The organism is Clostridioides sp. LIBA-7602 (assembly GCF_056688945.1).
This window is the reverse complement of record NZ_CP196991.1, coordinates 2,410,615-2,431,039: the sequence shown is the minus strand read 5'-3', so window position 1 is coordinate 2,431,039 and position 20,425 is coordinate 2,410,615. Positions and strand designations below refer to the sequence as shown.

18 protein-coding genes are annotated in these 20,425 nt (G+C 27.1%); 15 read left to right on the top strand and 3 right to left on the bottom strand.

From position 1 onward, the window contains the following. Positions 1 to 494 precede the first annotated feature (494 nt). Positions 495 to 2,411, top strand: a complete 1,917-nt coding sequence (locus ACTG45_RS11735) for an endonuclease MutS2 (protein ID WP_479916920.1) — start codon at positions 495 to 497, stop codon at positions 2,409 to 2,411. Between the two features lie 54 nt (positions 2,412 to 2,465). Here the strand turns inward: ACTG45_RS11735 and ytaF are convergent, their stop codons facing one another. After that, positions 2,466 to 3,089, bottom strand: a complete 624-nt coding sequence (gene ytaF, locus ACTG45_RS11730; protein WP_021384999.1) for a sporulation membrane protein YtaF — start codon at positions 3,087 to 3,089, stop codon at positions 2,466 to 2,468. 182 nt (positions 3,090 to 3,271) lie between these two features. On the opposite strand from ytaF, the gene ACTG45_RS11725 reads away from it, so the two are divergent. From ACTG45_RS11725 to ACTG45_RS11670, 12 genes are all read left to right on the top strand, one after another. Further along, on the top strand, positions 3,272 to 3,916 hold the full coding sequence (locus tag ACTG45_RS11725; protein ID WP_021384958.1) for a helix-turn-helix domain-containing protein: 645 nt from the start codon (positions 3,272 to 3,274) through the stop codon (positions 3,914 to 3,916). Positions 3,917 to 4,107: 191 nt separating this feature from the next. Beyond that, the gene (locus ACTG45_RS11720; RefSeq protein WP_021384996.1) at positions 4,108 to 5,163 is read left to right on the top strand and encodes an ion channel; all 1,056 of its coding nucleotides are present in this window, start codon (positions 4,108 to 4,110) and stop codon (positions 5,161 to 5,163) included. A gap of 103 nt (positions 5,164 to 5,266) precedes the next feature. Next, positions 5,267 to 6,451, top strand: a complete 1,185-nt coding sequence (locus ACTG45_RS11715) for a D-alanyl-D-alanine carboxypeptidase family protein (RefSeq protein WP_021384995.1) — start codon at positions 5,267 to 5,269, stop codon at positions 6,449 to 6,451. A 207-nt stretch (positions 6,452 to 6,658) separates the two neighbouring features. Continuing rightward, positions 6,659 to 7,372 (top strand): 30S ribosomal protein S2, encoded by a 714-nt coding sequence (gene rpsB, locus ACTG45_RS11710; RefSeq protein WP_003424537.1) that lies wholly within the window; start codon positions 6,659 to 6,661, stop codon positions 7,370 to 7,372. Positions 7,373 to 7,450: 78 nt separating this feature from the next. Beyond that, positions 7,451 to 8,362 carry a translation elongation factor Ts gene (tsf, locus tag ACTG45_RS11705; protein WP_021384993.1) on the top strand — a complete coding sequence of 304 codons (912 nt, stop codon included), beginning with the start codon at positions 7,451 to 7,453 and terminating at the stop codon, positions 8,360 to 8,362. An 84-nt stretch (positions 8,363 to 8,446) separates the two neighbouring features. Next, a complete protein-coding gene (gene pyrH / locus ACTG45_RS11700) occupies positions 8,447 to 9,151 on the top strand; it encodes a UMP kinase (protein WP_021384989.1) in 705 nt (234 codons plus the stop codon). 25 nt (positions 9,152 to 9,176) lie between these two features. Then, the gene (frr, locus tag ACTG45_RS11695; protein WP_021384992.1) at positions 9,177 to 9,734 is read left to right on the top strand and encodes a ribosome recycling factor; all 558 of its coding nucleotides are present in this window, start codon (positions 9,177 to 9,179) and stop codon (positions 9,732 to 9,734) included. A gap of 2 nt (positions 9,735 to 9,736) precedes the next feature. Next, positions 9,737 to 9,940 (top strand): hypothetical protein, encoded by a 204-nt coding sequence (locus tag ACTG45_RS11690; RefSeq protein WP_021384961.1) that lies wholly within the window; start codon positions 9,737 to 9,739, stop codon positions 9,938 to 9,940. A gap of 28 nt (positions 9,941 to 9,968) precedes the next feature. Next, entirely contained in the window at positions 9,969 to 10,703 is a 735-nt protein-coding gene (locus ACTG45_RS11685) for an isoprenyl transferase (RefSeq protein WP_021384985.1), read from the top strand. 12 nt (positions 10,704 to 10,715) lie between these two features. Beyond that, positions 10,716 to 11,495, top strand: a complete 780-nt coding sequence (locus ACTG45_RS11680; RefSeq protein WP_479919029.1) for a phosphatidate cytidylyltransferase — start codon at positions 10,716 to 10,718, stop codon at positions 11,493 to 11,495. Positions 11,496 to 12,179: 684 nt separating this feature from the next. Further along, a complete protein-coding gene (locus ACTG45_RS11675) occupies positions 12,180 to 15,221 on the top strand; it encodes a diguanylate cyclase domain-containing protein (RefSeq protein ID WP_479919028.1) in 3,042 nt (1,013 codons plus the stop codon). 158 nt (positions 15,222 to 15,379) lie between these two features. Next, entirely contained in the window at positions 15,380 to 17,191 is a 1,812-nt protein-coding gene (locus ACTG45_RS11670) for a putative bifunctional diguanylate cyclase/phosphodiesterase (protein WP_479919027.1), read from the top strand. Positions 17,192 to 17,283: 92 nt separating this feature from the next. Here the strand turns inward: ACTG45_RS11670 and ACTG45_RS11665 are convergent, their stop codons facing one another. Further along, positions 17,284 to 17,865 (bottom strand): hypothetical protein, encoded by a 582-nt coding sequence (locus ACTG45_RS11665; protein WP_479916914.1) that lies wholly within the window; start codon positions 17,863 to 17,865, stop codon positions 17,284 to 17,286. A 128-nt stretch (positions 17,866 to 17,993) separates the two neighbouring features. After that, the gene (locus ACTG45_RS11660; protein ID WP_479919026.1) at positions 17,994 to 18,719 is read right to left on the bottom strand and encodes a hypothetical protein; all 726 of its coding nucleotides are present in this window, start codon (positions 18,717 to 18,719) and stop codon (positions 17,994 to 17,996) included. Between the two features lie 179 nt (positions 18,720 to 18,898). Here ACTG45_RS11660 and ACTG45_RS11655 point away from each other — a divergent pair, with 179 nt between their 5' ends. Then, the gene (locus tag ACTG45_RS11655; RefSeq protein WP_021384994.1) at positions 18,899 to 19,102 is read left to right on the top strand and encodes a helix-turn-helix domain-containing protein; all 204 of its coding nucleotides are present in this window, start codon (positions 18,899 to 18,901) and stop codon (positions 19,100 to 19,102) included. 162 nt (positions 19,103 to 19,264) lie between these two features. Further along, a complete protein-coding gene (locus ACTG45_RS11650) occupies positions 19,265 to 20,419 on the top strand; it encodes a 1-deoxy-D-xylulose-5-phosphate reductoisomerase (protein ID WP_479919025.1) in 1,155 nt (384 codons plus the stop codon). Positions 20,420 to 20,425: the final 6 nt, after the last annotated feature.

Here is a 20,425-nt window from a genome sequence, read left to right as displayed (position 1 = left end):
TTAGATTATAAATAGCTGATTTTATTAGAACATGTAAAAGTGTTTTACTATTATCAGCTATTTTTTATGGGGTTATCAACCAGAATTTTTAATACGTTACACTTGCTTAGCTCTTTTGTTGGAAGCAGATTGACAGGCTTATTATGTGCTAATAAATAAGAGTATAAGCACTATTTTTATTTTAATAGCAAGTGTTGTAGGTATTTTTATTATGAAAAAACATCAATGAAATTATTTTTATTGACATGAAGATGGAATTTATGAAATAATATTAGGAGCACTAAGATAAATAATTAAGTAAAAATAGAAAAGGAGCAGTTTTTTATGAAGAAAAATACTAATAGTAATGAGTCCGGGGTTAAACTTCTTAATAAATAAGGAGTTTGATGCATAATAACTCCTTATTTATTAAGTCGTTCACAAAATAACTATTATCAAAGTAAATGATAAGGTAATTTAAAAGCCTATGACTTATAAATAAAGGAGAAAAAATAATGAATAGTAATACATTTGAAAGATTACAACTAAACGAAGTTAAAGAGTTAATAAAAGCATATTGTGTAAGTTCACTTGGAAAAAATCTGATAGATAAATTAACTCCTAGTGGTAATATTGGAGTAGTAAGAAGAAAGTTAGCAGAAAATAAAGAAGCTAGAAAGATAATTGAAAATAGCAATCATATACCACTTGAAGGATTATTTAATGCAGGTTCTACAATAGATAAAATTGAAAAAGGAATGATAATAGAACCAATTGAACTTATAAATATTGAAGATTTTTTAAGAGGATGTAGGAAGATTAAAGCTTTTATGCTAGAAAAAGAATTTTATTCGCCTACATTAAGTTCTTATGCTTTAAATATAACAGAATGTAAAAATATAGAAGATGAGATAAATTACTGTATAAAATCGAATAAAGTCGATTCTAATGCTAGTAAAGAATTAAAAAAAGTAAGACGAAATATAGAAATTACAGAAGGCAAAATAAAAGATAGATTAAATAAATTTATAACATCAACTATAAATAAAAAGTATATACAAGAGCTTATAATAAGTAAAAGAAATGATAGATATGTAATACCAATTAAATCCTCATATAAAAATGAGGTTGATGGGACTATATTAGATACATCATCAAAAGGAAATACTGTATTTATTGAGCCTAGAAGTATTTCAAATTTAAGTACAGAGTTGACTATGTTAAAAGCTGATGAGACTATTGAAGAATATAAAATACTATCTTATTTAACAGAACTTATATTTGATAAGATAAATCAGATAAAATTGAATATAGAAATACTTTCTGAATATGATATGGTATTTGCAAAAGCTAAGTATAGTCAAAAAATAAAAGGTATTACTCCAAAAATAAATAATAATGGATATATAAAAATAATTAAAGGAAAACATCCACTTCTAACAGGAGATGTAGTACCTTTAGATTTTGAAATAGGCAGAGATTATAGGAGTCTTGTAATAACAGGACCTAATGCAGGAGGAAAAACTGTAACTCTTAAGACTGTTGGACTATTAACTTTAATGGTGCAATGTGGATTTGATGTTTCTGCAAAAGAAGGTAGTGAATTTAGTGTATTTGAAAAAGTTTTTGTGGATATAGGAGATAATCAAAGTATTGAAAATGCATTAAGTACTTTTTCATCACACATAAAAAATATCGCAGAGATTATGAGTTTATCAAATAACTCTACTCTTGTTCTATTTGATGAGATAGGAAGTGGAACTGAACCTAATGAAGGTTCAGGATTAGCAATATCATTATTAGAAGAGTTTTATAGAATGGGATGTATAACGATAGCATCAACTCATTATGGAGAAATAAAGAAGTTTGCTAACTTACATCCAGAGTTCGAAAATGCTGGTATGATGTTTGATAAAGAAACTCTAGAACCAATGTATAAGCTAACTATAGGAAAATCTGAAGATAGTAATGCTCTTTTTATTTCAAAAAAAATGGGGATAAAAAATAGAGTATTAGAGAGAGCTAAAGAATATATAATTGATAGAAGCTACAATTTAGATTTAGTTAAAAGAAGTAAACTACAATCTAATGTTGAAGACAGTAATAATTCTGAAATTATTCCAAACTATACAGATTATAATATAGGAGATAAAGTAAAATTATTAGATGAAAATGATTTTGGAGTTGTATATAAACCAATAGACAAGTTTAATAATGTAGAAGTATTATTTAAAGATAATTTTATTTCAGTAAACATAAAAAGATTGCAGCTTAGCATAAAAGCATCAGAATTATATCCAGAAGGATATGACTTGGATACATTGTTTACTAGTTTTGAGGATAGAAAATTAGAAAAAGATATTCAGAGAGGTTCGAAGAAAGCTCTTAAAAAGATTCAGAAAGAAATTAGAGAGAATAGAAAACAAATATAAAAATATAAAAGAAGCTATCTAAATATAAAATTTTATTTTTAGATAGCTTTTTTATTAACATATCTTCATAAATCCAATGACCAACAGGATTAAACCACTTAACCAAGATAAGTTCAAATTTATTTTTTTAACAAATATATTTCCTAGTAAACAACCAAGTAAAACTGCAATTACGTTTGATAGTAAAGAAAATAGAATAACTTGTATATAATTTACACCTACAAGACCACTACCAAATCCAATCGCTAATCCATCTAAACTTAGAGCAATAGCAAGTGTAAATGCTTCAGCAGACTTAATTATTTTAGATTTACTTGTATCTAAAGTATCAGGTTCAATACTTACATTAAAATTCAATTTAAGGTCTAACATATTAAGTTTATAATTTTTTGAATGTATGGATTTTTTCTTAAAATAAGATTTAAAAAAGCTTTCAATTAGTCGAGCACTTCCTAATAAAAATAAGATAAAAAAACATATTAGCATTGTTATGTTTTGAGGTAAAAAATCTCTAACTATTGTACCTGCAAAAAGTGATATTGCCAAAATAGTTGAGCAAACTACACTAATAATTATATTTGAATATAAAGGAACTTTAACTTTATTTACGCCATATCCAAAACTTGTTACAAAGGCATCTATACAAAGAGAAGTTACTAATAAAATTGATTCAATCACAGTAGATTAACATCCTTTCTCTTAAATTTTGTACTATATTAGTTATAGTATTGTAAAAATGGATAAATTGTTACAGATAAACCAATAAATTGTTGATAAAATTTCAACATCATACAACACCTAAATAACAAATAAATCATATTAATAATATAAAACCAATCATAATAAAGCAGGTGAAAATAATGGAACAACACAGTGAGGTTGGGAACTTCGGGGATTTATTGAAAATTTTACTAGAAGAAAAATCAGTCTCAATGGGAGAATTGAGTAAAAAAAGTGGAATTGATAAAGCCACTATATCTCGTATAGCTAATAATAAGCAAAAACCAAATATAAATCATTTGGAAAAGATAGCAATACATTTAAATATTAATCTAGAAGAACTACTACAAGCATCAGGATATGAATTTAGGAACAATAATAATCAAATATTTAATACAGATAGTGATTTCAGTAATTTTGATGATATTCTTGGATTTGCAAATTTAATCAATGATAAGAGTTTTAATGGAAATATTGAAAAAGAATTGAGTAAGTGTAAATTATATGTACAGACAGATGAAGGTAAAAAACTACTTTTTGATAATTTTAATAAAAAGATAGATTCTATTGAAAAGCAAGGTCAATTTACAGATAGATTAAGAAAAATGTATGCTGACTTTTGTACAGAAGGACTTACAATAAAGAAATATTTATTGATTGGAAGTATGTTACTTTATTTTGTAATATCAACGGATGTTATTCCAGATTTTGTATTTCCAATAGGGTTTATGGATGATTTAGTAGCACTAAATATAGTTACTAAATTGCTTAAAAATGATAAGTAAATTTAAATTTGTATTTATTGTGTAAAGAAATGAAAATATAGATAAAATTCACTCTCTTATTTGTAAGTAACATACTAAAATTTTAAAACGAACAATTTAATATATATTTTGTAAGTATTTAAGTATATAAAATAAAATAATATCCAAACTAATACAAAATAGTAATAATTGTTTTGTACTGGAGGATATTTATGAATTGTAAATGGATATCTAAAAAAGATGGAAAAAAGTGCGATAGAGAAGCAGATTCTTCTGGATATTGTATCTTTCATAAAGAACATAAGTCTGATAAAGATATACAACTAATGATGGATACTATTTATAAAGAAGAAATCAGTGAATTCAATGGGTTTATATTTGAAAATGAATTTAATGCAGAGGAAATATTAACTTATGATTATAAAAGACTGAATTTTTCTGAAGTAATATTTAAAAAGAAAGTAAATTTTAAAAAATACATTTTTAAAAAGAATGTTATTTTTAACTATACAGAATTTAAAGAGAGTGTATTTTTTAATGGATGTGTATTCCTAGAAAACTGTGATTTTAATAAAACAAGATTCAGCAAAGCCTATGTAAATGACCGTATATTTGAAAAAGTAAAATTTAAAGGGCCTGACTTAGTAGTTAATAATGTAGAAAACTTTCCTCGAATGGATGGAATCATTTTTAGCACCTGTACAAAATTTGTACTAAAAAATGTTGAGTATGGTAAAAGTGAGTATAAGCATGGAAAGATAAATTATAGAATAGCTAGAAATCAAGCAACAAGAATCGGAGAATACGAAATGATAGGATTTTATTATTATAAGGAAAGGATTTATAGTAGTAAAATAATGAAACGCTCTGATTATCCTACTTTCAGTGACTATTTAGTTGAAAAGTTTTTTGACCAAATAGCACGCTATACTACAGGTTATGGAGAAAAGCCATGGAATATATTGTTAGTGATTATAGTAATAATAAGTGTTTTTGCCTTATTATACTTATTTGTAGGTATAGAAAGTTCAAATAGTACACTTGTAGCTTTAAATATAAATAACATAGGCAATTATTCATTAAGTGAGATTTTCAGAATGTATATAGACTTATGGTATTTTAGTATGGCTACATTTAGTACAGTGGGATATGGAGATATGGTTGCTACAAGTTTAATTGGGAAGGCTTTAGCAGGAATAGAAGTATTTTTTGGAGTTACAATAGGAGCAATTTGGGCATCTGTAATTATTAAAAGGATGATAAGATAATATCTGTTTAAATATGGATAGGTATTAATTACTAGATATAAATTGGACTAAATAGGGAAAATTTAAATATAAATATACTTAATAATCCAAGAAGGTGAAAAATTTGAAAAATGCAATAAAAAAAATTATAGCATTAGCCATGATACTAGTTTTTATAATACCAACTTATTCATATGCAGATGAAAAATCTGTAGACAAATACTCAAAAACATCTATACTTATAGACCAAGAGACAGGTAGAGTTTTATATAGTAAAGAACCTGATATGAAGGTACCACTAGCTAGTTTAAGTAAGATGATGACTTTTTTACTTGCAATAGAAGCTATTGAAAATAAAGAAGTAAAAGAAACTGATGTAGTAAAAATAGACAAGTCTATTGCATCAGTAAAAGGTTCAAGCTATAAACTTAAAGATGGTGAAGAAGTGCCACTTATAGAGCTTATGAGAGGTCTTATGATTGTATCAGGAAATGATGCGGCAATTGCTATAGCAAAACATATTTGTAAAACTAAGGAAGCATTTGTAGATAGAATGAATAAAAAAGCAAAAGAAATAGGGATGACTAATACACATTTTCTAAACCCAAATGGTCTTCCAATATACGATTTGAGTAATCCAAAACAACCAGCGAAAGAAAATAAATCTACTGCAAGGGATATAGCTATTCTTGGAAAATACATGTTTGACCATTATGAAAAACAAGTAACAGCTATAACTGATATGGAGACATATACAAATTCAGATAGAAGTTTTGAAAAAAGCAATACAAATGCATTATTAAGAATTATACCAGAAGTAGATGGTATAAAAACTGGATATACTGGTAATGCTGGATATTGCTTATCATTTTCTATGATTGTAGACAAAAATGATAAAAACGAGAAAAAACGTAGAGTAATAGGTGTAGTATTGGGTGCTAATCACAAAAATAAAAGAACGTCTGCTTCTTTAGCACTACTGAAATATGGAAAAGAAAATTTCAATATGAAAAAAGTAATTGAAAAAGATAGTTTTATAGGTAAGAAATATATAAAAGGAATGAAAGAATTAGAGGTTACTTTAAAGGCCAAAGATGAACTTTATACAATATTAAAAGATGATGAAAGTATAAAATCGGAAGTAAAGATTAAAAATATAGAATATCCTGTTAAAAAAGGTGATACTATGGGTACTATAAAATACTATACTAACTCAGGTGACTTACTTGGAAGTGTAGATATAGTAAGTAATAATAGTGTAGACAATGTATCATTAAAAACAAAATTAAAAATGAAACTTGCAAATTAAATTCAAAAAAATGGTATAAAATACACAAAAAAATATAAAAATAGAAAATATGGAAAAAATATTGTTATTTTTTCACCTCTATGATATACTACTAGAGGTGAAAAAATAAAATAAATCACACACAGCATTGGGATCCTTAAAAGGTGCCTATTACATGGTTTTTTAGGGAGAAGATCAAGCTGGAGGTATAAAACCAGGAGGTAGAATATGTCAGTAATATCAATGAAACAATTATTAGAAGCAGGTGTTCACTTCGGTCATCAAACAAGAAGATGGAACCCTAAGATGGCTAAGTATATATTCACAGAAAGAAATGGAATATATATAATCGACTTACAAAAAACAGTTAAAAAAGTTGAAGAAGCTTACAAATTCACTAAAGAAGTAGCTGAAACAGGAAAGCCAATCTTATTCGTAGGAACTAAAAAACAAGCTCAAGATGCAATAAAAGATGAAGCTGAAAGATGTGGAATGTACTTTGTTAATGAGAGATGGTTAGGTGGAATGTTAACAAACCACAAAACTATAAAAACTAGAATAAATAAATTAAGAGAATTAGAAAAAATGGAAGAAGAAGGTGTATTTAATGTTCTTCCTAAAAAAGAAGTTATAAAATTAAGAGCTGAAAAAGAAAAACTAGAAAAATACTTAGGTGGAATAAAAGACATGCCTGAATTACCAGGTGCAATGTTCGTAGTTGACCCAAGAAAAGAAAACATAGCTATCCAAGAAGCTCATAGATTAGGTATACCAGTAGTTGGTATAGTTGATACTAACTGTGACCCAGAGCAATTAGACTTTGCTATACCAGGAAATGATGACGCTATAAGAGCCGTAAAATTAATAACTGGTGCTATGGCAACAGCTGTAATCGAAGGTAGACAAGGTGCTGAAGAAGAAGTAGCTGAAGACCAAGAATAATAATTTGACAATTAAATGGTAAGGGTCGCCCTTACCATTTATAATATGGAATAGAATAAGTAGGAGGAAACTTAAAAAATGGCTAATATAACTGCTCAAATGGTAAAAGAGTTAAGAGAGAGTACAGGCGCAGGAATGATGGACTGCAAGAAAGCTTTACAAGAAGCTGAAGGAAATATGGAAAAAGCAGTAGATTTATTAAGAGAAAAAGGATTATCAAAAGCTGCTAAAAAAGCTGGTAGAGTTGCTGCTGAAGGTCTAGTTGCAATAGAAATGAACGATGATAATACAGTTGCTTCTATGGTAGAAGTTAACTCAGAAACAGATTTCGTTGCTAAAAATGAAGACTTCAAAGTATTCGTTAAAGATGCTGCTTGTATGGCATTAGCTACTGATAAAGAAGATATAGCTTCTTTATTAGGTGAGACTCATAGAGAAGGAATAACTTTACAAGAAGTTTTAAATAATAGAGTTGCAAAAATCGGTGAAAAATTAGACTTTAGAAGATTTGCTAAAGTTGTAACTAATGGACAAGTTGCTGGATACATCCATGGTGGTGGAAAAATAGGTGTTCTTGTTGAAATGGAAACAGAAGCTAGAGATGCTAAAGTTTTAGAATTAGGTAAAGATGTAGCTATGCAAGTTGCTGCTATGAATCCTAAGTATGTTTCAAGAGACGAAGTAGATGCTGAATACATAGCACATGAAACAGAAGTATTAACTCAACAAGCTTTAAATGAAGGAAAGCCAGCTAATATAGTTGAAAAAATGGTTAAAGGAAGATTAGAAAAAGAATTAAAAGAAGTTTGTTTATTAGAGCAAACTTTCGTTAAAAATCCAGATATAACTGTTAAACAATTAGTTGCTGATGTTGCTAAAGCAGTAGGTTCTGATATAAAAGTTGTTAAAGTTGTGAGATTCGAAGTTGGTGAAGGTATACAAAAGAGAGAAGAAAACTTTGCAGAAGAAGTTGCGAAGCAACTTAAGTAATAACCAAAGAGAGAACACGCAGGTGTTCTCTTTTTTAAAAAATAGAAAAAAATGGATATGAAGGATTGAAATAGGAGGTTTCTGATGGATAAACCAATGTACAAAAGGGTATTGTTAAAATTAAGTGGAGAAGCATTAGCTGGAGAAAGAGGTTTTGGTATAAATAATGATGTAGTTAATGATATTGCTATTGCTATTAAAAAAATACAAGAAATAGGTGTTGAAGTAGCTGTAGTAGTAGGTGGAGGAAACTTCTGGAGAGGTAGAACTAGCGAAGGAATGGACAGAACTACTGCTGATTATATAGGAATGTTAGCTACAGTCATGAATGCGATGGCATTACAAGATGCACTAGAAAATATAGAGGTTGCTACAAGAGTTCAAACTGCTATAGATATGAGACAAATTGCAGAGCCATATATAAGAAGAAGAGCAGTTAGACATTTAGAAAAGGAAAGAGTTGTTATATTTGGTGCAGGAACAGGAAACCCTTACTTTACAACAGATACAACTGCTGCTTTACGTGCTGCTGAAATGGAAGCAGAAGTTATCCTGTTAGCTAAAAATGTTGATGCAGTATATGACAAGGATCCAAAAGTACATGCAGATGCTAAGAAATTTACAGAATTAAGTTATATGGAAGTTATACAAAAAGAATTAAAAGTAATGGACTCTACAGCTACATCTTTATGTATGGATAATAAGATTCCAATAAAGGTATTTGAGCTTACAACAGAGAATATAATAAGAGCAGTAAAAGGTGAAAATATAGGTACTACTGTAAAATAATGAAGAATGAAGGAGGAGTAAAATTATGAAACTAGAAATACATAAGCAGTTAGAAGAAAAAATGAATGGGACAATTGATGCTCTGAAGTTTGAATTTGGGACTATAAGAGCAGGAAGAGCTAATGCACAAATGTTAGACAAGATAAGAGTTGATTATTATGGAACTCCAACTCCGATAAATCAAATTGGTGCTATATCTGTACCAGAACCAAGAGTATTAATGATATCTCCTTGGGATAAATCTGCTATGCATGAAATAGAAAAAGCTATATCTAATTCAGATTTAGGATTAAATCCATCAAATGATGGTGAAGTTATAAGACTTTCTGTACCTGCTTTAACAGAAGAAAGAAGAAAAGAATTAGCTAAAAAAGCTAGTAAAGCTGCAGAAGAGTTTAAAGTTAGAATAAGAAATGAAAGAAGAGACGCCAATGAAAAGATTAAGAAAATGGAAAAAGGCGGAGAATTAACTGAAGACGAGTCAAAAAAGGCACAAGATGAAGTTCAAAAAATGACTGATAAATTTATAAAAGAAATAGATGCATTATTATCTAAAAAAGAAAAGGATATAATGGAGGTATAATATTGAAAAAATATTATAACCTTTTAGGTCTTCATGTAGATGAGGTAAAACAATATTTTGACGAACAAAATGTAAATTATACCATAAAATCTATTGAAGGCAAAAAGGATAAAGATAAACTTGTAGTTCCTAGAGTTATAAAAATATCTGAGATAGGTGATAATGTAGAACTAATAATCACATACTTTTCTGACTCCTTAATTTAAGGAGTCAGAACAATATTGGAGGCAAAATATGAATAACAACATTATGTATGACATAGACTTAAATAACATACCTACTCATATTGCTATTATAATGGATGGGAATGGAAGATGGGCAAAATCTAGATTTCTTCCAAGAACTGCAGGACATAAGGCTGGAGTAGAAACTATAAGAGATATAGTAAAAGAATGCTCAAATTTAGGAGTTAAGCACTTAACATTATATGCATTTTCAACAGAAAATTGGAAGAGACCAAAAATTGAAGTTGATACACTTATGAACTTATTATCTACATACTTAAAAAATGAAATAGCTGAGCTTCATCAAAATAATGTAAAAGTGACAGCTATAGGAGATATAAGTGCTTTACCAAAAACTTGTATAAGAGAATTAAACTCAGCTAAGGAAATGACAAAAGACAATACAGGAGTTAATTTAAATTTAGCATTAAACTATGGAAGTAGGGCAGATATAAAAAATGCTCTTATAGATATAGTAAAAAATTGTGAAAGTGGTAAAATAGATATAAACAATATTGATGAAGATATTATAAAAAACTATTTAAGCACAAAGTCTATACCAGATCCAGACTTGGTAATAAGAACAAGTGGTGAACAAAGATTGAGTAACTTTTTACTTTGGGAAGTTGCTTATTCTGAGTTTTATTTCACTGATATACATTGGCCTGATTTTAATAAAAAAGAATTACAAAAGGCTATTTATATATATCAAAAAAGAGATAGAAGATTTGGAGGACTTAAGTAAGGAGATTATTTTATGCTTACAAGAATTATTGCTTCACTAGCTCTGGTTCCATTATTTCTATTTGTTGTATATGGAGGAATTCCTTTATATATAGCTGAGATGGCAATAGTTTATATTGCATTACATGAGTTTTATAAGGCATTTAAAATAAAAGATATACATCCAATCTTTGTTATCGGATATATATTTTCTATTTATTTAGCTGTAAAAAATATTTTTAACTTACCATTAGAGTATACTTATGCAATGATTTTCATTTTATTTTTAGCAGGTATAATTTATATGTTGATGGGCAAAAACAATGTTATAGATGTTTCGATTACGTTTTTAGGAATTTTTTATATAGGAGTGTTTTTAGATTTTATAGTTATAACTATAAATAGTTTTGAAAAAGGAAATATCTATGTATGGCTTATATTTGTTATATCTTTTATGACAGATATATTTGCATATTTTAGTGGCTATTTACTTGGAAAACATAAATTAATTCCTAAAGTGAGTCCTAAAAAGACTGTAGAAGGAGCTATTGGAGGAATAATAGGAAGTACACTTTGTTGTATTTTATTTGGATATTTATTTGGTATTGATTTGCTTCAATTAGCAATAATAGGAAGCATAGGAAGTATAATAGCTCAATTAGGAGATTTATTTGCATCTTCTATAAAGAGATATGTAGGGATAAAGGATTATGGAAAGATAATACCTGGTCATGGGGGTATATTAGATAGATTCGATAGTGTTATATTAGTTGCACCTTTTGTGTATAGTGCTATCAAATTTTTTATTAGATAAGATTGGTTGGTTTTAAAAGGGCAGTCTATAATTGCTAGTAATGAAAATAGCTATGTAACTTCTAAAAGCAGAGAAATTCTGCGATTGTTTAGTTACATGGCTATTTTCATTGTTTAATGTTTTAGAGGATATAATTTAGGAATTGTATAAAAATATGTATTACTTTATCAAACTGTACTATATTTGTAGTATACATGTTTTATATGCGAGAATTGCAATTAAAAAATATTTTTTTGTTTAATAATATTGATATTCTTAACTTTATTATCTTTTTATAATACATATATCTAAATATAACTAATTTATTACCCATTTATAAATTTTATTTTTAGACATAATTAATAATAGATAAGTAGATTATTGTTTTAATTTCGGGAATATAAGTACAGCTTAAGTAATATCTTAAAAAAAAGGAATATATTTCCATAATATGATAAAATAAACTCAAAGAGTTAAATTCTAGGTAAATGGTACTTTAATTATTTATTAAAAAGATTAGATATTCCATCTTCAATGTCATTTAGTTGATAATTAAATTTAAAGCAGAATGATATTTAAAAATAGCTTTTGAATTAGGTCATGATTTATTATACACATAAAAATTTTCAGAAATATAAAATATGAGTAAAAAATAGTAGATAAATATTTATTTCAAAAAGTTTGAAATTTGAGGGGGATGGATTAATGGAAATGTCAACTAATAATATTATAGATAAATTAACGAATTTAAATGGGAATTACAATTTTAGAATGATGCTTTCAAACCTAGAAAATCAGAAGAATCAATATGGGATTATGTTTATTGGAATTGATGATTTTGAGCAGATTAATAATTTATATTCTTATTCATTTGGAGATAGAGTTTTAAAAAGATTTTCTAGAGCTATTTTACCTTTTTTACCTGAAGATGTAAGTTTATATAGATTGGATGGAAATGGATTTGGGGTATTGTATCCAAATGGAGATTGTTATGAATTAATAAAACTATTTAATAGGTTTCAATATGTAGCACAATGTATAAAACAGATTAATGGACATGCTATTTCATTTACCATATCAGGAAGTGTTTGCTTTTATCCGAAAGATGGTACAGAATGTGATATATTGTACCAAAATGCACGTGTTACATTTGAGAAAGCAAAAAAACAAGGAAAAAAGACTCTGCTTGTCTATTCAAAGGATAAGTTAAATTTTTCTCAGTATTCTATAAATTTGATAGAGTATCTAAGAGAAAGTGTATTAAATGATTTTGAAGGATTTTATTTAAATTACCAGCCACTTATTTTTACTAATAATAAGAAACTACATGGATGTGAAGTATTGCTTCGTTGGAAGAATCCTAATTTTGAAATGAAACTTGGGCCAACTGAATTTATACCTTTTTTAGAATCTTCTGGGCTTATGGATAAAGTTAGTCAATGGGTAATTAGAACTGCTTTAAAACAATTGAATATATGGATAAAATATATGCCAAATTTTAAGATGAACATAAATGTATCATATCAACAGCTTGAAGACCCTAATTTCAAGTTCTTTATTTTAGATACTATAAAAAAACAATGTCTGTCACCATCTCTAATTACATTGGAATTGACAGAAGATAATAATATAAAAAAAATAGAAGAAATAAGACATTCTTTTGACTTTCTTCGAAGTCAAGGTATTAAGATTAGCTTTGATAGTTTTGGAGCAAAACATTCTTCCTTAGAAATTTTTCGTGAATTAAGTGCAGATTCTTTAAAAATTAATCATACTCTTTTAGATCGTATTACATATGATGTAACAGACCAAAAAATCGTTTCACAAATTATTAATCTGTGTCATAGCATGAATATGACAGTTTATGTTGAAGGAATTGAAGATAAAGAAACTTTAAAAATTATTGAACAGATGAGACCAGAAATACTACAAGGATTTTATTATAAAGAGCCTATAGATGCAGACAAGTTTTATGAATATTACTTTGAAAAAGATGTTGATTCATTTAATTATCAGGAAGATATTATATCAAAAGACACTTCCTTAGAAAAAGAAAAAAGTATGGTATACTCTGCACTCAATCCAACTCATCCAATAAATGTAAAAGAACTCGTAGATAATGCTTACGCAGGTATATTTCAAGTTGGAATGGATCATGAATTTACTTTTCTTACATGTAATGAAGGGTATCGTAGAATGCTTGGTTATACGATTAAGGAGATGGAAGCAAAATTTAAGAATCAAGCATTAGGATTTGTGCATCCAGACGATATAGAATACGTCAATTATGAAATTAGAAGACAACTTGGAATTAGTGATATAGTAACTATTGAATTTAGGGTAGTAAAATCTGACGGAACACCTATCTGGATACTTGGAACTGGTAATGTTGTAAGAGGGAAAGAAGGCTTTAAGAGTTTAGTTGTAGTTATCATAGAAAATGATAGGCTTAAGAAACGGTCTTTAGAGATGGAAGAATCATATTGGAAATATAGAAGAGTTTTAGATAATATTCCTGCATGTGTAAAATGTATTCGTTTTGATGAAGATTTTACCTTAGATTATATTTCTCCTAGCTTTATATCATTAATAGGTTATACAGAAAAAGAAATAAAAAATAAGTTTGATGGAAAGTATATTGATTTAATCTTTGAAGAAGATAGAAAAAATGTCCTTAGTGATATAATAAGTCAAGTTAATTTTAAAGGTATAGTTACACTTCACTATCGTATTAGATGCAAAAATAATCGTTTGATTTCTTTAGAAACAATTTCTAGATTATGTAAAAATGATAAGGATGGAAAGCAGTATTTTTATTCAAGTATAGTAGATGTAACAGATGAAACTTATGAGGAAAAAGATAAAAAATCTGATAACTTAGCTAGTCGATATCAGAATGCATTAAAACAATGGGGTGACATTTTATTTGAATATAATTTTAAAGATAATACAATCATATTTTCTGATAATTATTATAATATATTTCAAGTAGAACCAAAAGGAACAATTACTGAACAGTTATCAAATATTTATAAAGAAGATTGTAAGACCTTACTTGATGCTTTAGAAGAGGCACATAGAGGTAATAAGCCAGAAGCAATAGAAATACGTATACTCTCTAAAAATGATGTGCACTTGTGGTGTTCTATAGTCTTTAATGAACCAGATAAGATTGGAGATACTGCTATATCAATACTAGGAAAGATAAGAAATATAGATGAAGAGAAGAAGGAGTATAATAAATTAATTGAACAATCTCAAAATGATTTAATGACAGGATTGTTGAATAAAAGTACCACTGAGGAAAAAATTAGAGATATATTGCTATCAAATTATAAAAATAGGAGATATGCCCTATTTATGATTGATGTAGACAATTTTAAATATGTTAATGATACTATGGGACATGTATTTGGAGATAAAATATTAATTGATTTAGCTGAATGTTTAAAAAGAAGTTTTAGAAAAACAGATATAGTTGGTCGTGTAGGAGGTGATGAATTTATAGCATTTATGGAATACAATGGAGATAGGGAAATTATTCAAAATAAAAGTCTGGATATATTAAAAACATTGGATAGTACATTTACATATGATGATTTATATTTTGGAATAAGTGTTAGTATAGGAATCTCTGTATATCCAGAAGATGGAGAACAGTTTTATGAGTTATATCATCATGCAGATAGTGCTTTATATAGAGCAAAAGAAGAAGGTAAAAACACATATTGTATGTTTTCTATCTAAAGACAAAATATATACTATCAAAGATTAGTCTATTTTAGACATATAGATGATAGATTTATTTGAGATAAATACATATTACTGCAAAGTATACAATCATTTTTTATAGCTGATTGGTCAATTGCAAATTATATAGATATATTATAATTGAGGTAACAATAATGAAGAAAAAATATGATTTTTTAATTTATGCTGCTATTTGGCTAGTTGCTATTATTATTTTTATATTTTCTCTATACAATAGTATAGAACATATTAAAATTATAAATTATACTAGTACTATTCGCAGTGAAACTGAAAAGGTTGTTAAACAAGAATTGAATAATAAAAGAAATGATAAGTTGATAAAAGAATTAGATAGTATTTTAATAGAGCTAAGAACTGGTAAGGGTGAACTTGGATTGCAAAGGTGTGATAATAAAGAATTTCAAGAAAAATTAATTCAAATGGATACTATGTGGAAATCTATGAAAAAAGAAATTATAAAAGTTAGAAATGGAGGTTCAGGTGATAAATTATACAAATTGAGCGAAACATATTCTTCGTTATCTAATCAAGTTGTTTTTATATCTGAAAAACATTCTGACATAAAATTACATTCTTTCGCTACTACATTAGTTATTTATCTTACAATATCAATAATAAGTATCTTGATTTGGGAGTATTATAATAAAAGAAAATTTGACGAAATATTTTATACTGATAATTTGACAAAAATAAAAAACCAAGTTGCATTTGAAAATCGAGCTATGGAGATTTTACATCATGCATATAAGGGAGAGTATGTACTATTAAATATTGATATTGACAATTTTAAATATATTAATGATGTACATGGATATGAATATGGAGATAAAGTTTTAATAATAGTTGCAACTGCACTTTCCAAAACCTTTAATACTAAAGAAACTTGTGCAAGAGTTGGTTCAGATAATTTTGTAATACTTGCAAAATATAGAGATTCTCTCTTAGATGAGATTATTAAGATTCTGACTGAGGCCATAATATCTGAATTAAATATGAATGTAACTCAAACTATATCTTATTGTATAGGTGCATATTTAGTTGAAGTTGATAAATTGGATTATAAATCTATCAATTCTATAATGGATAAGGCAAATATTGCCCATAAGGTAAGTAAAAAGAGAGGAATTTCCTCTACAGTATGGTATAATGAAAACCTGCTAAAGCAATTACAAATGGAAAATAATATTTATAATCATATGCATAAAGCACTAGAAAATGAAGAATTCCATATGTATTTGCAACCTAAATTTCAAATATCTTCTTTAAATGTTGTGAGTGCAGAAGCACTTGTACGATGGTTTTCTCCAGAGCTTGGCTTTCTGTCACCAGATAAATTCATTCCATTATTTGAAAAAAGTGGATTTATTATTGAATTAGATTTTTATATGTTAAAGAAAGCATGTTCATTTATAAAAAAAACATTTATGAAAAAAAATCAATATACTTATCCTATTGCAGTTAATTTTTCAAGAGTTACTATTTACCAAAATGATTTCTACCAAAGATTTTTAGATATTGTTAGGGAATATGAAATTCCTTTTAAGTATATAGAAATAGAGGTAACTGAAAGTGCTTTTAATGAAATATCCAAGCCAGTTATTTCAATTTTAGATAAGCTTAGAAAGTTGGGCTTTTTAATTTCTATGGATGATTTTGGTTCAGGATACTCTTCATTAAGTCTTTTATGTTCTTTATCGATTAATGGCTTGAAGTTAGATAAAAGCCTACTTAAAGAAACCTTTAATAGAGAGAAAGTATATAGTATTATTCAATGTATTATTGAAATGTCACATCGTATAGACATGTCTGTTGTATGTGAAGGTATTGAAACTAAAAAAGACTTAGACTTTTTAAAAACAATTAAATGTGATGTAGGGCAGGGATTTTATTTCTCTAAGCCTATAGAAGAAAAAGAATTTTTTAATAAATATGTAATTGGAAAATAATAGAATTATTTTTTCTACTAATTTATACATTGAATTATTTTGTATCTTATTAAATAACTCAATGCATATTTATGTAGGTCAAAAAATATAAATCACTTAAAACGGTTTTTATATTTATATAAAAATTCTTCTATATTTTTTGATTGTTCCCATATTTCAATTGCATCTATATCTAGTAAATAAAGGATAGAATCATTTACAAGCTCAACATACTCACCATCTTCCGAACCAAGTGCATGTCTTTCAATTTTTAATCCTTTTTCCTTATAATATCTTTTTGTTTCTCTATATAGTGATTCTCGTTTTTGTATATAGTCCTTTACTTCATTGTTTGGAAAGTTATATGAATCTACCAATGTTTCACCATTTATAAAAGTTTTTTCAGTAGCAATTTTTTCATCCCAACAATGAATTTCATCCCAGCTAAAAAATATCTCAGTTCCATCTGGTATGAATGAAAATCTAGTGATAATGTATAAATAGTTATTGAAATTTACTTCATAATATTCAGGAATATCTTCAAATTCAATATAGTAATTTGTATAATTAAAATTGCTACTCTCTTTTTTTACAAATGGTATTTTCTCAATAAATTTATATATTGATTGTTCATTTTTAAAAATTCCTATATCATAACTTTTTTCAAATTGATTAATCTTTAATAAATATGGCATATTTTCTCCTTTTTTCTGAACTATGATTTTAAAAATTTTAATTAAATGTTTTTATATACTTTATATCATATTATAATAATGAGTTTTAAATCAATAGAACAGTATGTATTTTTTATATAGATATTTTTCTAGTTTTGTAATGTCCAGTATTCATAACCAAATATACTTTTTCTTTTACAGAGTTGGACTAATTTGTTTTTATTTGTTGATTTGTACATTTTATTGGAAACTTTCATTCTTTTTATTTCATTACCTACCTCTATTTTAAAATAGTGTTCCTTTCCAGAACGAGAAGAAATACTTACTTTATCAATAACCTTTACAAATTCAGTTTTGGGGTTGTCCAATGTAGCAATATAATTTAAAGCTGGTGTTGTAGAAAAACTAAGGATGAATGTAGAAAAGAGAACCAATAGGATAATAAATTTTGTTTCTCTTATTTTTTTTGAAATTAACATTAGAACATAAGGTACAAATAATATTATCATATAAATGAAAACAAAACTGAATTTCTCTTTTGTCGATGTATATAATAAATTTGTTGATAGAAGAAGAAGCATTATTGATAATACACATGCAGTGAAAGGAAATGGTATATAATATTTTCTTAAATTTCTTTTTTTAGGCATTTCCATTGGCATTTTAGGATATAGTAATAAATACATTATCCAACAAAATAATGAGACAAATATGTGTATGGAGAATTTGATTTTTGTGGGAAGAAAAAAAGCAATAAAAGCAAGTGTTGTTAGAGTATAACGAATGATATGAGCAATATTTCTTTCTTTTTCTATGACAGTCAAATCCCAATGATTTTTTATAAACTCGAGTTTTCTTTTTTGAGTCTGATTCATTTAATCATCTCCTGTGAGTAGTATAGTTTTTGAATCTATTACTTTGATTTATTTTAACATATTTATGTTTATTAAACTATAATTGACATCTATATTATATAAAGAATTATTTATCTAAATAGATGAAAATTTTCCAAAATAGATAAAATGTGATAGAATATATTTTGCGAGGTGATAACATGATTTCATACGCTCCACTATGGAAATTATTAATTGATAGAAAAATAAAGAAAATGGAATTTGTAAATATATCAGGTATAAGTATTTCTGTTTTAGGTAGATTAGGAAATGATAAATCTGTTTCTATGGATACGATGGAAAAGATATGTCTAGCACTAGACTGTAAAATAGAGGATGTTGTTGAAATAAAAAGAGACATTTAGGGATGCTAAAACATTTTACAATACTTTATAAAATATAAAAACAATAGATTAATTTTAGTTTGTAGAATACTATATGAAATTTCTATGAATAGTAAAAATAATTGTTTTAGTAGTGTTATAATGTTCTGATAGGGTATATTTATTATTAGAAAGGATTATTATATGAAGAAGATATCAATTTTAGGTTCTACAGGCTCTATAGGTAAACAAACTTTGGATGTAGTTAGAGAAAATAGAGATAAGTTTGAGATAGTTGCAATATCAGCTAATAGTAATATTGAGTTATTATTAGAACAAATAGTAGAATTTAAACCTAAATATGTAACAGTTTTTGAGGAAGACAAGGCATTAAAATTAAAAGAAATGTTGTCAAAAAATATAGAAATAGAAGTTTTAACAGGTATGGAAGGATTAAAAATAATATCATCACTTGATGAAGTTGATGTACTTCTAACTGCTGTTGTGGGAATGATAGGCTTAGTTCCAACTCTTTGTGCTATAAAGAAGGGAATAGACATAGCATTAGCGAATAAAGAAACGTTAGTAACTGCTGGAGAACTTGTAATGAGAGAGGCAGAAAAATATAATGTAAATATTCTACCTGTTGATAGTGAACATAGTGCTATATTTCAATGTTTAAATGGAGAAAATAAAAAAAACATAGAAAAGATAATACTTACAGCCTCTGGTGGTCCATTTAGAGGAAAGAAAAAAAATGAACTTATAAATATAACTAAAAATGAAGCTTTAAAGCATCCAAATTGGAGTATGGGGAGAAAGATAAGTATTGATTCTTCAACACTTATGAATAAAGGTCTTGAAGTTATAGAAGCTAAGTGGCTATTTGGGGTAGAACAAGAAAATATAGATGTAGTAGTTCATCCACAAAGTATAATCCATTCAATGGTACAGTATACAGATAGCTCAATAATAGCACAATTAGGATGCCCAGATATGAGACTACCAATACAGTATGCTCTTACATATCCAGATAGAATGGAAAGTAACTTTGAAAGAATGAATTTTTCAAAATTTAGTACTTTAACTTTTGAAGAACCAGATTTGGAAACTTTTCCATGTTTAAAATTGGCTTATGAGTGTTTAAAAATGGGAGGAACTTATTCTTCTGTTCTAAATTCAGCAAATGAAGTTTTGGTAAGTGAATTTTTAGAGGATAAAATTGGTTTCTATGACATACCATATTACATAGAGAAGACTTTAGAAGTTCATAGTAGCATAAGTAAACCAACATTAGAGGAAATTTTAGAAACAGATAGATGGAGTAGAGCTTATGTTACAAATCTGATAAAAAAATAGGAAGGT

Excerpts from the sequence above, each read along its gene's own strand:
- ACTG45_RS11725 (WP_021384958.1), top strand. The coding sequence starts at position 3,272 with ATGGAACAACACAGTGAGGTTGGGAACTTCGGGGATTTATTGAAAATT.
- ACTG45_RS11720 (WP_021384996.1), top strand. The coding sequence starts at position 4,108 with ATGAATTGTAAATGGATATCTAAAAAAGATGGAAAAAAGTGCGATAGA.
- tsf (WP_021384993.1), top strand. The coding sequence starts at position 7,451 with ATGGCTAATATAACTGCTCAAATGGTAAAAGAGTTAAGAGAGAGTACA.
- ACTG45_RS11675 (WP_479919028.1), top strand. The coding sequence starts at position 12,180 with ATGGAAATGTCAACTAATAATATTATAGATAAATTAACGAATTTAAAT.
- ACTG45_RS11665 (WP_479916914.1), bottom strand. The coding sequence starts at position 17,865 with ATGCCATATTTATTAAAGATTAATCAATTTGAAAAAAGTTATGATATA.
- ACTG45_RS11680 (WP_479919029.1), top strand. The coding sequence starts at position 10,716 with ATGCTTACAAGAATTATTGCTTCACTAGCTCTGGTTCCATTATTTCTA.
- ACTG45_RS11655 (WP_021384994.1), top strand. The coding sequence starts at position 18,899 with ATGATTTCATACGCTCCACTATGGAAATTATTAATTGATAGAAAAATA.
- frr (WP_021384992.1), top strand. The coding sequence starts at position 9,177 with ATGAAACTAGAAATACATAAGCAGTTAGAAGAAAAAATGAATGGGACA.
- ACTG45_RS11735 (WP_479916920.1), top strand. The coding sequence starts at position 495 with ATGAATAGTAATACATTTGAAAGATTACAACTAAACGAAGTTAAAGAG.
- ACTG45_RS11685 (WP_021384985.1), top strand. The coding sequence starts at position 9,969 with ATGAATAACAACATTATGTATGACATAGACTTAAATAACATACCTACT.
- ACTG45_RS11670 (WP_479919027.1), top strand. The coding sequence starts at position 15,380 with ATGAAGAAAAAATATGATTTTTTAATTTATGCTGCTATTTGGCTAGTT.
- ACTG45_RS11650 (WP_479919025.1), top strand. The coding sequence starts at position 19,265 with ATGAAGAAGATATCAATTTTAGGTTCTACAGGCTCTATAGGTAAACAA.
- pyrH (WP_021384989.1), top strand. The coding sequence starts at position 8,447 with ATGGATAAACCAATGTACAAAAGGGTATTGTTAAAATTAAGTGGAGAA.
- ACTG45_RS11660 (WP_479919026.1), bottom strand. The coding sequence starts at position 18,719 with ATGAATCAGACTCAAAAAAGAAAACTCGAGTTTATAAAAAATCATTGG.
- rpsB (WP_003424537.1), top strand. The coding sequence starts at position 6,659 with ATGTCAGTAATATCAATGAAACAATTATTAGAAGCAGGTGTTCACTTC.